The organism is Streptomyces silvae, assembly GCF_016745505.1.
Taxonomy (GTDB): Bacteria; Actinomycetota; Actinomycetes; order Streptomycetales; family Streptomycetaceae; genus Streptomyces; species Streptomyces silvae.
Genome location: NZ_JAERUC010000193.1, coordinates 89553 through 103045, shown reverse-complemented (window position 1 = coordinate 103045; position 13493 = coordinate 89553). Strand labels below are relative to the sequence as shown.

Annotated in this window: 10 protein-coding genes; 8 read left to right on the top strand and 2 right to left on the bottom strand. The window is 71.7% G+C overall.

What is annotated here, in order from left to right:
• The first annotated feature begins 398 nt into the window (after nucleotides 1-398).
• Nucleotides 399-3131: a pyruvate dehydrogenase (acetyl-transferring), homodimeric type gene (aceE, locus tag JKV81_RS31735; protein ID WP_202079060.1), complete on the top strand. Its 2733-nt coding sequence runs from the start codon at nucleotides 399-401 to the stop codon at nucleotides 3129-3131.
• A gap of 128 nt (nucleotides 3132-3259) precedes the next feature.
• Here the strand turns inward: aceE and JKV81_RS31730 are convergent, their stop codons facing one another.
• Together JKV81_RS31730 and JKV81_RS31725 are read right to left on the bottom strand one after the other, a co-directional pair.
• Nucleotides 3260-3691 carry a peptidase inhibitor family I36 protein gene (locus JKV81_RS31730; RefSeq protein WP_202079058.1) on the bottom strand — a complete coding sequence of 144 codons (432 nt, stop codon included), beginning with the start codon at nucleotides 3689-3691 and terminating at the stop codon, nucleotides 3260-3262.
• 218 nt (nucleotides 3692-3909) lie between these two features.
• Nucleotides 3910-5520 (bottom strand): MFS transporter, encoded by a 1611-nt coding sequence (locus tag JKV81_RS31725; RefSeq protein WP_202079056.1) that lies wholly within the window; start codon nucleotides 5518-5520, stop codon nucleotides 3910-3912.
• Between the two features lie 115 nt (nucleotides 5521-5635).
• Between JKV81_RS31725 and JKV81_RS31720 the strand changes: the two genes are divergently transcribed.
• The 7 genes from JKV81_RS31720 (at nucleotide 5636) to JKV81_RS31690 (ending at nucleotide 13475) form a co-directional block, all read left to right on the top strand.
• On the top strand, nucleotides 5636-6304 hold the full coding sequence (locus JKV81_RS31720) for a TetR family transcriptional regulator (RefSeq protein ID WP_202079054.1): 669 nt from the start codon (nucleotides 5636-5638) through the stop codon (nucleotides 6302-6304).
• Between the two features lie 237 nt (nucleotides 6305-6541).
• A complete protein-coding gene (locus JKV81_RS31715) occupies nucleotides 6542-7753 on the top strand; it encodes an alpha/beta hydrolase (protein ID WP_124276678.1) in 1212 nt (403 codons plus the stop codon).
• Nucleotides 7754-7870: 117 nt separating this feature from the next.
• Nucleotides 7871-8779: a DUF4429 domain-containing protein gene (locus tag JKV81_RS31710; protein WP_129262637.1), complete on the top strand. Its 909-nt coding sequence runs from the start codon at nucleotides 7871-7873 to the stop codon at nucleotides 8777-8779.
• A gap of 169 nt (nucleotides 8780-8948) precedes the next feature.
• Complete coding sequence (locus tag JKV81_RS31705) at nucleotides 8949-10298, top strand: sensor histidine kinase (RefSeq protein ID WP_202079052.1); 1350 nt, start codon at nucleotides 8949-8951, stop codon at nucleotides 10296-10298.
• Nucleotides 10295-10975: a response regulator gene (locus JKV81_RS31700; RefSeq protein WP_202079050.1), complete on the top strand. Its 681-nt coding sequence runs from the start codon at nucleotides 10295-10297 to the stop codon at nucleotides 10973-10975. The genes JKV81_RS31705 and JKV81_RS31700 overlap by 4 nt, the downstream gene beginning before the upstream one ends.
• A 254-nt stretch (nucleotides 10976-11229) precedes the next feature.
• Nucleotides 11230-12273, top strand: a complete 1044-nt coding sequence (locus JKV81_RS31695) for an alpha/beta hydrolase (protein WP_202079048.1) — start codon at nucleotides 11230-11232, stop codon at nucleotides 12271-12273.
• The gene (locus JKV81_RS31690) at nucleotides 12270-13475 is read left to right on the top strand and encodes an acyltransferase family protein (protein ID WP_129262643.1); all 1206 of its coding nucleotides are present in this window, start codon (nucleotides 12270-12272) and stop codon (nucleotides 13473-13475) included. The genes JKV81_RS31695 and JKV81_RS31690 overlap by 4 nt, the downstream gene beginning before the upstream one ends.
• Nucleotides 13476-13493: the final 18 nt, after the last annotated feature.

The window sequence follows — 13493 nt, the reverse complement described above, 5'->3', positions numbered from 1 at the left end:
CATCTGCGGCGTTGTCGTCAATCACCATGGCTCCGCCATGCCTCAATCCTCCGCCTTGCATCTGCACGCACCCGACCCCGCTCCTTCACCCACCCCCATTCGCCGGTCGGTCTTACGTCCTTCCTCAGCTTATGCCGTTTCGCTCCACCATTCGGATTCGAACGGGCTTTGGGAACGCTTGGCCGGGTTGGGCGTATGGTTGCGGTTTGGGCGGGACCGCCCTCGTACTGCTGGTACACGTGCCCGGACACGGCGTCCGGGAACCTTGCGTTACCCCACAGTAGAGATGACGTTTGGGGCCTCGCGGTACACGATGGAGGCGGCGTAAGCAGCCGCCCCGGGGGTACGTTCCCCGCAACCAGGCCCCGAAGAGCACCACCGAACAGCGAAGGAACAGCGTGGCTTCCGGATCCGATCGCAACCCGATCATCATTGGCGGCCTTCCGAGCCAGGTCCCGGACTTCGATCCTGAAGAGACCCAGGAATGGCTCGACTCCCTCGACGCCGCCGTCGACGAGCGCGGCCGTGAGCGGGCCCGCTATCTGATGCTCCGGCTCATCGAGCGTGCGCGCGAGAAGCGCGTGGCCGTGCCCGAGATGCGCAGCACCGACTACATCAACACGATCGCCACGAAGGACGAGCCGTTCTTCCCGGGCGACGAGGAGATCGAGCGCAAGGTCCTCAACGCGACCCGGTGGAACGCGGCGGTGATGGTCTCCCGCGCCCAGCGTCCCGGGATCGGCGTCGGCGGCCACATCGCGACCTTCGCCTCCTCCGCCTCCCTCTACGACGTGGGCTTCAACCACTTCTTCCGGGGCAAGGACGACGGCCTGGGCGGCGACCAGATCTTCTTCCAGGGCCACGCGTCCCCGGGCATCTACGCCCGCGCCTTCCTGCTGGACCGGCTGAGCGAGGCGCAGCTGGACGGCTTCCGCCAGGAGAAGTCCAAGGCCGGTCACGCGCTGTCCAGCTACCCGCACCCGCGGTCGATGCCGGACTTCTGGGAGTTCCCGACCGTCTCGATGGGCCTCGGCCCGCTCGGCGCGATCTACCAGGCGCGGATGAACCGCTACATGGAGGCGCGCGGCATCGCCGACACCTCCAAGTCGCACGTCTGGGCCTACCTCGGCGACGGCGAGATGGACGAGCCGGAGTCGCTCGGCCAGCTGTCCATCGCCGCCCGCGAGGGCCTGGACAACCTCACCTTCGTGGTCAACTGCAACCTGCAGCGCCTCGACGGCCCGGTGCGCGGCAACGGCAAGATCATCCAGGAGCTGGAGTCGCAGTTCCGCGGCGCCGGCTGGAACGTCATCAAGCTGGTCTGGGACCGCACCTGGGACCCGCTGCTCGCGCAGGACCGCACGGGCATCCTGGTCAACAAGCTGAACACCACCCCGGACGGCCAGTTCCAGACGTACGCGACCGAGACCGGCTCGTACATCCGTGAGCACTTCTTCGGTGACGACCCGCGGCTGCGGGACATGGTCAAGGACATGTCCGACGACCAGATCCTGCACCTGGGGCGCGGCGGTCACGACCACCGCAAGGTCTACGCGGCGTACGCGGCGGCCAAGGCCCACAAGGGCCAGCCGACGGTGATCCTGGCGCAGACGGTCAAGGGCTGGACGCTCGGGCCGAACTTCGAGGGCCGCAACGCGACCCACCAGATGAAGAAGCTCACGGCCGACGACCTCAAGCGCTTCCGTGACCGTCTGCACATCCCGATCGCGGACAAGCAGCTGGAGGACGGCAACCCGCCGTACTACCACCCGGGCCGCGACTCGGAGGAGATCCAGTACATGCACGACCGCCGCAAGGGTCTGGGCGGTTACGTCCCGACCCGCGTGGTGCGGGCGAAGCCGCTGCCTCTCCCCGACGAGAAGGCGTACGCGACCGCGAAGAAGGGTTCCGGGCAGCAGTCGATCGCCACGACCATGGCGTTCGTCCGTGTCCTGAAGGACCTCATGCGGGACAAGGAGATCGGCAAGCGTTTCGTGCTGATCGCGCCCGACGAGTACCGCACCTTCGGTATGGACGCGTTCTTCCCGAGTGCGAAGATCTACAACCCGCTCGGCCAGCAGTACGAGTCCGTGGACCGCGAGCTGCTCCTCGCGTACAAGGAGTCGCCGACCGGTCAGATGCTGCACGACGGCATCTCCGAGGCCGGCTGTACGGCCTCGCTGATCGCCGCGGGTTCGGCCTACGCCACGCACGGCGAGCCGCTGATCCCGGTGTACGTCTTCTACTCGATGTTCGGTTTCCAGCGCACCGGTGACCAGTTCTGGCAGATGGCCGACCAGCTCTCGCGCGGATTCGTGCTGGGTGCGACCGCCGGTCGTACGACGCTGACCGGCGAGGGCCTCCAGCACGCGGACGGCCACTCGCAGCTGCTCGCGTCGACGAACCCGGCCTGCGTCTCCTACGACCCCGCGTTCGGGTACGAGATCGCGCACATCGTCAAGGACGGTCTGCGCCGGATGTACGGCGAGAACAGTGAGGACGTCTTCTACTACCTCACCGTCTACAACGAGCCGATCCAGCACCCCGCCGAGCCCGCCGATGTGGATGTCGAGGGCATCCTCAAGGGCGTGCACCGCTACCGCAGCGGCGAGAAGGGCCAGATCCCGGCCCAGATCCTGGCGTCCGGTGTGGCGGTCCCGTGGGCGGTCGAGGCCCAGCAGATCCTCGCCGACGAGTGGAACGTGAAGGCGGACGTCTGGTCGGCGACCTCCTGGAACGAGCTGCGCCGTGAGGCCGTGGAGGTGGAGCGCCACAACCTGCTCCACCCGGAGGAGGAGCAGCGCGTCCCGTACGTGACGGAGAAGCTCTCCGGCTCCGAGGGCCCGTTCGTGGCGGTCTCGGACTGGATGCGCTCCGTGCCCGACCAGATCTCCCGCTGGGTCCCCGGCACGTACCAGTCGCTGGGTGCAGACGGCTTCGGCTTCGCCGACACCCGGGGTGCGGCCCGCCGCTTCTTCCACATCGACGCGCAGTCGATCGTGCTGGCGGTGCTGACCGAGCTGGCGAAGGAAGGCAAGATCGACCGTTCGGCGCTGAAGACGGCGCTGGACCGCTACGAGCTGCTGGACGTGGCCGCCGCGAGCCCCGGTGCGGCCGGCGGCGACGCGTAAGGGACACCGTTCCTCGAAGGGCGGCGGAGCTTCACGGCTCCGCCGCCCTTCGGCGTTCCCGGGCGCGGCGTGCCGGGCATGCGCCGTTCATCGGGCACGGGCGCGGCCGGCGGCGTCCGTGGTGCCGCTCAGTTCTCCCAGATCTTGAAGGCCCGGACCGTATACGGCGACCGGGGCATCCAGGTCCCGCCGCCCGGGTAGGTCTCGAACTCGCCGGTCTCCGCGCACTCGGCCGACTGGTAGGTGGTGACGGGCCGCCCGGTGCGGTTGGCGAGCGCCTGGGCCGAGCCGCCGGCCGGCAGCGGGACGCAGCTCTCGATGTCGACGGTGGACAGCTCGTGGACCTGCCTGGCCCCGGCGAAGTCGGGCTTCGCCCAGAGGCAGAGCTGCCCGGCCCCGCAGGGCGCGAGTCCGGCCGGTGCGGCGTGCGGGGCGCTGCGGGCGCGCTCCTGCCCGGTGGCCCCGTGGTGGGCGGCGGGTGCGGCGCCCGAGGACAGGGCGGCCGTGGCCGGGACGAGTGCGGTGGCCGCCAGGGTGGCGGCGAGAACGGTCGTACGCATGGTGGATCAACCCCCGTGGTCGAGCGAGCCGGGTGGCTCGCATGTCCGCACTCTGACCTGCGGAGGTACGGACCGGGAAGGGGCCTGGAGGCGGACCACCCTGATAGGCGACAGCCCCGCCGGAACCGTCCGGCGGGGCTGTCGGGTGCGCTGTGTTGACGCCTGTGGCCCGGGGCGGGCCGGGTTCCGCGGGGCCACGGATGCGCCCCGCGGGAGGATCAGATGTGGCCCGCGCCCGTCCCCGCCTCGGCGTTCGTACCGCGCTTGGTGAGCGTGGCGACCAGGGCGGCGACCACCGCGACGATGCCCGCGACCATGAAGGCCGCGCTCATGCCCGACACGAACGTGTCATGGGCGACGCCCGTGATCTTCGCCGCGATCTCCGGCGGGGTGCCGGGTGCGACGGGCGGCATACCGACCTTGATGGCCGCGGACGCCTGGTCCAGCTGGGCCGGGTCGACCGGCGGAAGGCCGGCCTCCTTCCAGTTGTCACCGAGCTTCGCGTCGACCTGGGCGGCCATGACGGCGCCGAGGACGGCCGTACCGAGGCTTCCGCCGACCTGCATGGCGGCCTGCTGGAGTCCGCCGGCGACACCGGAGAGCTCCATCGGGGCGTTGCCGACGATGACCTCGGTGGCGCCGACCATGACGGGGGCGAGGCCGAAGCCGAGCAGGGCGAACCAGAGCGACATGGTCAGCGTGCCGGTGCCGATGGTCAGCTGGGACATGCCGAACATGGCGATCGCGACGGACACCATGCCGCCGACCAGCGGGACGCGCGGGCCGAAGCGGGTGATAGCGGCGCCGGCGAGCGGTGAGCCGACGATCATCATCCCGGTCAGCGGCAGCAGGTGCAGACCGCTGTCGACCGGGCTCATGCCGTGCACGTTCTGCAGGTAGAAGGTGACGAAGAACAGACCGCCCATGAAGGCGAACGCCATCAGCACCATCAGGACCACACCGGCCGACAGCGGCACGGAGCGGAACATGGCGAGCGGGATCAGCGGCTCCCTGACCTTCGTCTGGGTGAACGCGAAGGCGGCGAACAGGACGACGGCGCCGACCAGGAAGCCGATCGTCCTGATGTCGCCCCAGCCCCACTCGGAGCCCTTGATCAGGGCCCAGATCAGGCAGAACATCGCCGACGACAGCAGCACGATGCCGCCGATGTCGAAGGACCGGGGCGCGTTCGCGGCGCGGTGGTCCTTGAGGATCACCAGGCCGAAGACGAGCGCGAGCACCCCGACGGGCACATTGATGAAGAAGACGGACTGCCAGTTGACGTGCTCCACGAGCACACCGCCGAGGATGGGACCGCCCGCGGTCGAGGCGCCGATCACCATGCCCCAGATGCCGATCGCCATGTTCAGCTTCTCGGCCGGGAAGGTGGCGCGCAGCAGGCCGAGCGCCGCCGGCATCAGCAGGGCGCCGAAGAGCCCCTGGAGCACCCGGAAGAAGATCACCAGGGCCACGCCCTGGGAGAGGCCGATCGCGGCCGACGCCGCGGCGAAGCCCGCGATGCCTATCAGGAAGGTCTGGCGGTGGCCGAAGCGATCACCGAGCTTGCCCGCGGTGATCAGGGAGACCGCGAGGGCGAGCATGTAGCCGTTGGTGATCCACTGGACGTCGGCGAGCGAGGCGCCGAGGTCCTGCTGGATGGCGGGGTTGGCGATCGCGACGATCGTGCCGTCGAGCGCCACCATCATCACGCCGATGGCGACGGAGAAGAGCGTCAGCCAGGGATGGCCGCGCAGCCCTTTCACCGGGGCGGGAACAGAGGTGTCTTCAGGCTCCCGCGGTGCCTTCTCGACAGTGGTCTGACTAGTCATGCGCAGGACGTTATGTCAGCCTCTGACAGTTCACAAACCAATTCACAGGACAGTAACTGTCGCGTAGCTCACAGGTAGGCTGAACAGGTAAAAGCAGGGAAAAGAGGACCGGTACGTGACAGGCAGGCAGACATCCGGGGTTTCCGTGCCGGGGGCTCCGACCGGGTTGCGTGAGCGCAAGAAGCGGCGCACCCGTGAGGCCCTGCTGCACACGGCGCTCAGGCTCTTCAGCGCGCAGGGGTACGACCGGACGACGGTGGACGAGATCGTCGACGCCGTCGACGTCTCCCAGCGCACCTTCTTCCGCTACTTCGCCAACAAGGAGGCCGTCGCCTTCGCCGTCCAGGAGGAGGTGGACGCGCGCTTCCTCACGGAGTTGCGTCAACGTCCGGCAGCGGAGGCTCCTTTCGAGGCAATGCGCCGGGCCGCCCTGAGGGCGTGGAGCGCGCTCTCCGACGCCGAGGACGACGACATCACGGCCGAACTCCAGATGCGCGCCTACCGGATGATCGAGTCGACGCCCGCGCTGCACGCCGCCCACATGCGGCGACACATCGGCCTGGAGCAGCAGACCGCCCTGCTGATCGCGGAGCGTGAGGGGCTCGACGTGGACGCGGATCCCCGCCCCCGGGTGGCCGTCGCCGCGTTCTCCGGGGTGATGCGGATGACCGGGCAGCTCTGGGGCTGCCGGAAGGACCCCGGACTGGACGCGCTCCGGGAGCTGACCGAACTCCACCTGGACCAGCTCGGACCTGCGCTCTCCGGGAGCTGGCGCACCGTGTAGGCGCATTCTTTACGCGAACCGCACAGTTGTGCCGCACCCCTCATCGCCGCCGCATGGCCGAACTCACAATGCCCCTGCCGCTCGGGCCGATTCGGCTCCCGGACGGGCTTTCACCGCGGCGGACCGTAATCCCGGCGCACACGGAGCGTAAAAAACGGAGGGTCAATTCCCTGCGGTCGAGTGATCCGTGTCACCCCTGCGGCGACCTCGCGCACCCGTCTCCTAGGGTGGGGCGCAGTGACTTCCTTCGACTCCTCCCCCACCCTCACCGCATGGCGAGCGCTGCTCGCCATCGCGGTGGTGTTCGTGATGCTGGCGACGTCCGGATGGACCGCCGTGCGTCAACAGCACTCGGCCTCGCCGCGCGAGACCGCGCTCGCTTCCTGGGCGAAGGACCGCATAGCCGGTCATTCCCTCCCGGACGTGGGCGCGCCTGCGTACCGGCTGGCCCACTTCTTCGCGACGCTCACGGCGGGCCAGCAGGTCGCCCTGGCCGACAAGTACCCGCTGGTGGTGGGGAATCTGGACGGTGCGCCGGTCACCCTGCGCTACCGGGCCAACCGGCACGCCCTGACAGAGGCTGAGTCGGCGGAGGAACAGCGGACACTGGACGTGCGGCTCTCCCCGGACGGTCGCCATCAGGCCGCGCTCCGGCTTGAGCGCTTCCGGTCCATGCTCGCCGGTGACCGGCAGTTCCTCTCGTTCGACCCGTCGGGGCGCGGCCGGGCCGCCGAGGTCATCGGCGACCTCGACCGGGCCGAGCGGGTCTCGGTGGTCGTGCCCGGGGTGGACACGAACCTGCTGACGCTGGAGCGCACCGGGGTCAAGAAGAACGCGGCGCCGGTCGGCATGGCGCAGTCGCTGTACGCCGCCGAGCGCTCGGCGCGCCCCGGTTCGCGTACGGCGGTCATCGCGTGGGCCGACTACACGGCGCCCGTGGGGATCGGCATGGACGCCATGCTGGGCGGGCTGGCGACGGAGGGCGCGGGCCGGCTGAACGACTTCCTGGACGCGCTGCCCGGCACCTCGGACGTCTCGCTGTTCTGCCACAGCTACGGCTCCGTGCTGTGCGGTGTGGCCGCGCAGGGGCTGCCGTCCAGAGTGTCCGACATCGCGGTCGCGGGCAGTCCCGGGATGCGGGCGGACAACGCCCGTGCCCTGCACACGCGGGCCACGGTGTGGGCGATGCGGGACGGTGACGACTGGATCGCGGACGTGCCGAACATGGCGGTCGGCGGGCTCGGACACGGCGCCGACCCGGTCGATCCGGCCTTCGGCGCGCGGATCGTGTCGGCGAGCGGCGCGATCGGGCACAGCGGCTATTTCGAGCCGGGCACGGAGAGTCTCAGCAACTTCGCCGCGATCGGCGTGGGCGCCTACAACTCGGTCACCTGTGCGGGTACCGATGGTGCATGCCACCGGGAGATTTCCGGCGAAACAGAGGCCTGACGCGCGTAGAAAGACGTCTGACGCGCGTGGAGAGCGGCGAACGGCCTGTCTGCCTGGCCGTGATTCCGCCTGTACCGAAGGGGGACGTGCGAGCCTGTGCCACATACGATGAGGCACATGGGTGATGTGCTGGCCGGAATTCATGCCACCTGGGAGTTCGACACCGACTCCGTGCTCATCCGCTTCGAACGGGGAATCCGCACGCCGAGGCTCTTCCAGAGCCTGCGTGAACGCCGCATTCCGTACGCGGCGTTGTCTTCGGTGACGCTGACCCCGGGCAAGCGGGGCACGGTGGTCCTTCGGGCGGTGCCGAGACCAGGTGCCGATCCACTGCTGGAGGCCGCGGGCGGGCAGCTCAAGGAGAGCAACGACCCGTACCGTCTGGTGCTGCCCGCCGAGCGCGGGACGCTCGCCGAGTACTACGCCGACGAGCTGCGCGCCCTGCTCGGGCCGGACGCCTCCCTGCCCGCCGAGCGCTTCCTGGTGACGGCCCCCGAGGCACCGATGCACTTCAAGGCGTACGACGGCCGCGCCGGCTTCGACGGGACGCAGGTCTCCTTCCGGTGGTTCTGGACGGGTGCGTCCAGCGCCAAGTGGAAGGCGGGCGACCAGTCGTTCCCCGTGGCGGAGCTGGGCGGGGTCGAGTGGCGCTCGCCCGAGGCGCTGGAGGGGTATCTGCGGCTGCTGCCACGCGGCGCGGCGGCGGACTCCGACGCGGGCGGCCCCGACCAGGCGCCCGGCGTCACCGCGCGGGTCCAGCCGGACCAGGATCCCGCCTCCGTCGTCTTCGGCCTGGGCTACGGGCCGGTGCACGAGTCGCTGCCGTTCGCCGCGGCGGTCCTGGAGTCCGTCCGCCGCACCCAGTCGGTGCCCGTGGCGACCGCTCCGGTCCCGGTGGGCGGGGCGCGGCGCGATCCGGCGGACATCGCGGAGCGGATACGCCACCTCGGGGATCTGCACCAGGCGGGTCTGGTGACGGACGCCGAGTACAGCGCGAAGAAGGCGGAGCTGCTCGCAGAGCTCTGAGCCGTGGCCGGGCAGGTGCCCGCGGACGGCTCACGGCGGTGCGACGGCCCGAAGCAGCCACCGGCCCGGGATCAGCCCCTGTCCCCTACCCGGGTACGGGGCCGGCCCCCGCGGTCCACCCCCCGGTATGACGCCTCCGGGCGCGTCCCACGCCTACGCTGACCCGATCATGCCCCCTTCTCCTGCCGGGCCCCCGCCCGCCGACGGTCTGCTGAGCGCCGCCCGCCGCAATCTGCGCGAGCTCGCCCAGGGGCTGTCCCACGCGTCCCATCCGCCGACCCCGCTGTTCGCCGACTCCCCCAGACGCTGGCTGCGGCTGCTGCCGTACGCGCTCGTGCTCGCCCTCACCGCCATCTTCGTCCCCGTCACGATCACTGTGCTGATCAGCGACTACGGGGTGCCGGGCGGGCTCGCCGGAGCGCTGGCCGTCGGGCAGGCCGCGCCCATGCTGATGCTGGCGCACCGGCCGCTCCAGGCCTGGTGGATCGTCTTCACCGCCGATGTCGTGGGCGCCGTGGTGCTGCTCGGGCAGGGGCTGCGCCCCGACGTCCTCTGGCCGTGGACGCCGCCGGGCCTCGTCGGCTATCTCTTCGTGCTGCTGGCCCTCGGGCTGCGGGAGAGCCGGCGGACGGTGATCGGCGTCTGGCTGGCGACGGGCACGGCCTGCCTGCTGCTGTTTCTGGTCAGGCCCTCGCACGGCAACAGCAGCGCGCTCCTGCTGTTCGTCCTCGGCGGGGTGGCGCTGGTGATCGGCGCGGCGGTACGGGAGCGGAGCGACGCCCAGCGCCGGCTCGTCGAGCAGGAGACGATCAGCGAGGCCGAGCGGGCGCAGCGCACGCTGCTGGAGGAGCGCACCCGGATCGCCCGCGAGCTGCACGACGTGGTCGCGCACCACATGTCGGTGATCACCGTGCAGGCCGACTCGGCGCCGTACCGGGTCGAGGGGCTCTCCGAGGAGGCGCGGGCGGAGTTCGCGTCGATCGCGGCCGGGGCCAGGGAGTCGCTGGCCGAGATGCGCCGGCTGCTGTCGGTGCTGCGCAGCGACGGCAGCCGGGGCGAGCTCGCCCCGCAGCCCGGCCTCGACCGGGCGCAGCAGCTGGTGGAGGCGACGGTACGGGCGGGGCTCCCGGCCGAGCTGTCGCTGGCCTCGGACGTGCGGGAGGCGCTGGAGCGGGGCGGCGTGCCGCAGGCGGTGGACCTGTCGGCGTACCGCATCGTGCAGGAGGCACTGGCCAATGTGGTGCGGCACGCGCCGGGGGCGCGGACCCGGGTGTCGGTCACGGTGCGCGACGGCCATCTGACGGTGCTGGTCGTCAACGACAGGCCCGAGGCGCCGGGTTCGCCGCTGGAGACCTCGGGCACCGGACACGGGCTGGTCGGCATGCGCGAACGCGTACGGTTGACCGGCGGCACACTCGACACCGGCCCGCTGCCGGACGGGGGCTTCCGGGTGGCCGCGCGGCTCCCGCTGCCCCCGCCCCTGCCGCCCTCGGCATCCGCGACCTCGGAGGAACCGTGACCATCCGCGTGATCATCGTCGACGACCAGGCCATGGTGCGGGCCGGGTTCGCCGCCCTGCTGGCGGCCCAGAGCGACATCGACGTGGTGGGCGAGGCCCCGGACGGACGCAAGGGTGTCGAGGTCAGCAGGTCGGTGCACCCGGACGTCGTCCTGATGGACGTGAGGATGCCGGAGATGGACGGACTGGCCGCCGTCCGCGAGCTGTTGAGCCCTCCGGCGGGGGTGGTGCACCGGCCGAAGGTCCTGATGCTCACCACGTTCGACGTCGACGACTACGTGTACGAGGCGCTGCGCGCCGGGGCGTCCGGGTTCCTCCTCAAGGACGCCCCGCCCGCGGACCTGATCTCCGCGGTGCGGGTCGTGGCGGCCGGGGACGCGCTGCTCGCGCCGTCCGTGACGCGGCGGCTCATCGCGGACTTCGCGCGGCAGCGGCCGGCGCCGCCGTCCGGCGGGCCCGCGCTGCGGCTGAACGGTCTGACGCCACGGGAGACGGAGGTCCTGGAGCTGATCGCCCGGGGCCTGTCCAACCAGGAGATCGCGGCGCGGCTGGTGGTCGCCGAGCAGACGGTGAAGACGCACATCGGCAAGGTGCTGGCCAAACTCGGGCTCCGGGACCGGGCGCAGGCCGTGATCTTCGCGTACGAGTCGGGGCTGGTGGCCCCGGGCGACGCATAGCCACGCCCGCTCCCCCTGCCCCTGCCCCCTGCCGGCCCGGGCGACGCATGGCCGGGCGACGCATGCCGGGCGACGCATGGCCCGCCCGCGCTCCTGCCGGCCCCCGGGCCGCCGTAGGGCTTTCCCCCCGTACGGCCCCTACCCCGGTATCACCGGACAGTTGGCTCCCCGGGGTGACGCCCTGTCACCCACCGCCTTCCTACCTTCCTCTCGGCACACCGGACGGTGCGCCGGATCCGTAAGGGGAGGGCACGATGCGCCGATTCGCGAGGACGCTGGCCGCGGTGGCACTGGCGGGCACCGTGGTGGCCGGGACGGCCGGCTGGGCGTCCGGGAACACCCAGCAGGCGGTCACGGGGCCGCCGCCCGGCAGCGCCTCATGGCGTGCCGACGGGGTGCTGGGGCGGGAGCTGCCCGACCCGGGCCGGGCGACACCGGAGCAAGTGCGGCAGTTCTTCAGCGGGTTGAGCGCAGCCGACCAGCACGCGCTGCTGGAGCGGCATCCGTCGGTGGTCGGCAATCTAGACGGGGCGCCGCTGGAGCTCCGCTACCGCGCCAACGCCCTTGCGCTGCGGGCCTCCCAGGACCCCCGGTACGCCCGGCTCGCCGCGCCCGGCCGGCAGATCCTCGCGTTCGACCCGCGGGGCCGTGGCCAGGTCGCCGAGGTGTTCGGGGATCTGCGCACCGCGCGTCATGTGTCCGTCGTGGTACCCGGGTCGGACATCGACGCCGGGACCTTCGACCGGCGGGGCAACGTGTACGGCACCCCGGCGGGCATGGCGAAGTCGCTGTACGCGGGGACGGGTCCGGGCAGCGCGGTCATCGCCTGGGCCGGCTACACCACCCCGGTCGGCCTCGGTCTGGACGCGGCGACGGGGACGCTGGCCGAGGCGGGGGCGGAGCGGCTGACCCGGTTCACCGCAGGTCTCGCGGCCGACGGGCTGCCCGCGCCGGTGGTGTTCTGCCACAGCTACGGCTCGGTGGTCTGCGGGCTCGCGGCCTCCGGTCTCGGCGCCACGGACCTGGTGGTGCTGGGCTCCCCCGGGATGCGGGCCGACGACGTGGCCGGTCTGCACACCCGGGCGCGCGTCTGGGCGGCCAAGGACGACACCGACTGGATCGACGACGTCCCGCACGTCCGGGTGGCGGGCCTCGGGCACGGTGCCGACCCGGCCGGCGAGGAGTTCGGGGCGCGCCGGGTGCCCGCCGAGGACGCCGAGGGCCACACCGGGTACTTCGCCCCCGGCACGGACTCGCTCGCCGCGTTCACCGCCATCGCCCAGGGGGTGGCCCGATGAGCGTGCGGCACCTGGTCTCCCGTATCGACGCGGGCACCCCCGCCCACCGCGACCGCGCGGTCGACGGACTGCGCGCCCTCGCCCTGCTGGCCGTGCCCGCCGGTCACTGGCTGCTCGGCGGGTTCAAGCTGGACGGCGACGGCCTGCACAACGCCAGCCCGCTCTCCGCGTTCCCCGTGTTCTCCCCGGTGAGCTGGGTGCTCCAGATGCTCGGCGTGTTCTTCCTGGTCGGCGGATACGCCTCGGTCCTCTCCTACCACCGCCGCCCTTCCACCGCCCGTACCTGGCTGCGCGCCCGTATGGTCCGGCTGGGCAGGCCCGTGCTCGGTGTGACCGCCGTGTGGGCGCTGATGATTCCGGTGCTGTACGCCGCCGGGGTGCCCGAGGACACCTTGCGTACGGGCGCCAAGCTGGTGATCCAGCCGCTCTGGTTCGTGGGGGTGTACGCCGTGGTCACGGCCCTCACGCCGTACTGCGTACGTCTGGCCCGGCGGCTCGGCGGCTGGGCGGCGGCCCCGCTGATCGCCTCGGTCGCCGCGGTCGACCTCCTGCGTTACGGGCCGTACGCGGACGCCGTGCCGTCCTGGCTGAGCCTGCTGAACATCCTGCCCGGCTGGCTCTTCGCCTATCAGCTGGGCGTCAGCTGGGGCGAGGGCCGGCTCTCGCGGCGCGGCGCCCGGCTCCTGCTGGTGGGTGGCACGGCCCTGTTCGCCGTGCTGCTGCTCGTCTTCCACTACCCGGCGTCGATGGTCGGCGTACCGGGGGAGGCGCGGACCAACTCGCATCCGCCGTCGCTGCTGGTCCTGGCGCTGGCCTCGGCGCAGAGCGGTGCGGCGGTCCTGCTGCACGGCCGGATCGGCCGGGCGCTGCGACGCCCCTCGCTGTGGGCGCCCGTGGTCGTGATCAACCTGTCGGCGATGACGATCCTGTGCTGGCACCAGACGGCGATGCTGGCCGCCGCCGTGCCGGCCTCCTTCGCCGGGGCGGTGCCCGGACTGACGACGGCCCCGGACTCGGTCGGCTGGATCCTGGCCCGGCTGGCGTGGATGCCGCTGTTCGCCGGCCTGCTCGTGCTGATCTCCCGCTACGCCCGCCGGTTCGAGGCGCCCTGGGAGGCGGAGGGTGGGGCCGGGAGGGCCCGCCGGGCGGCGGCGGGCCTGCTGGCGGCGGGCTTCGCGGTCTTCGCACTCCGGCTGGCCTGACCGGCGGCCAGGACCCGG

Bases quoted from the DNA above. Each gene is read 5' to 3' on its own strand.
- JKV81_RS31730 (WP_202079058.1), bottom strand. From the start codon at position 3,691: ATGCGTACGACCGTTCTCGCCGCCACCCTGGCGGCCACCGCACTCGTC.
- JKV81_RS31725 (WP_202079056.1), bottom strand. From the start codon at position 5,520: ATGACTAGTCAGACCACTGTCGAGAAGGCACCGCGGGAGCCTGAAGAC.
- JKV81_RS31710 (WP_129262637.1), top strand. From the start codon at position 7,871: ATGGGTGATGTGCTGGCCGGAATTCATGCCACCTGGGAGTTCGACACC.
- JKV81_RS31705 (WP_202079052.1), top strand. From the start codon at position 8,949: ATGCCCCCTTCTCCTGCCGGGCCCCCGCCCGCCGACGGTCTGCTGAGC.
- JKV81_RS31695 (WP_202079048.1), top strand. From the start codon at position 11,230: ATGCGCCGATTCGCGAGGACGCTGGCCGCGGTGGCACTGGCGGGCACC.
- JKV81_RS31690 (WP_129262643.1), top strand. From the start codon at position 12,270: ATGAGCGTGCGGCACCTGGTCTCCCGTATCGACGCGGGCACCCCCGCC.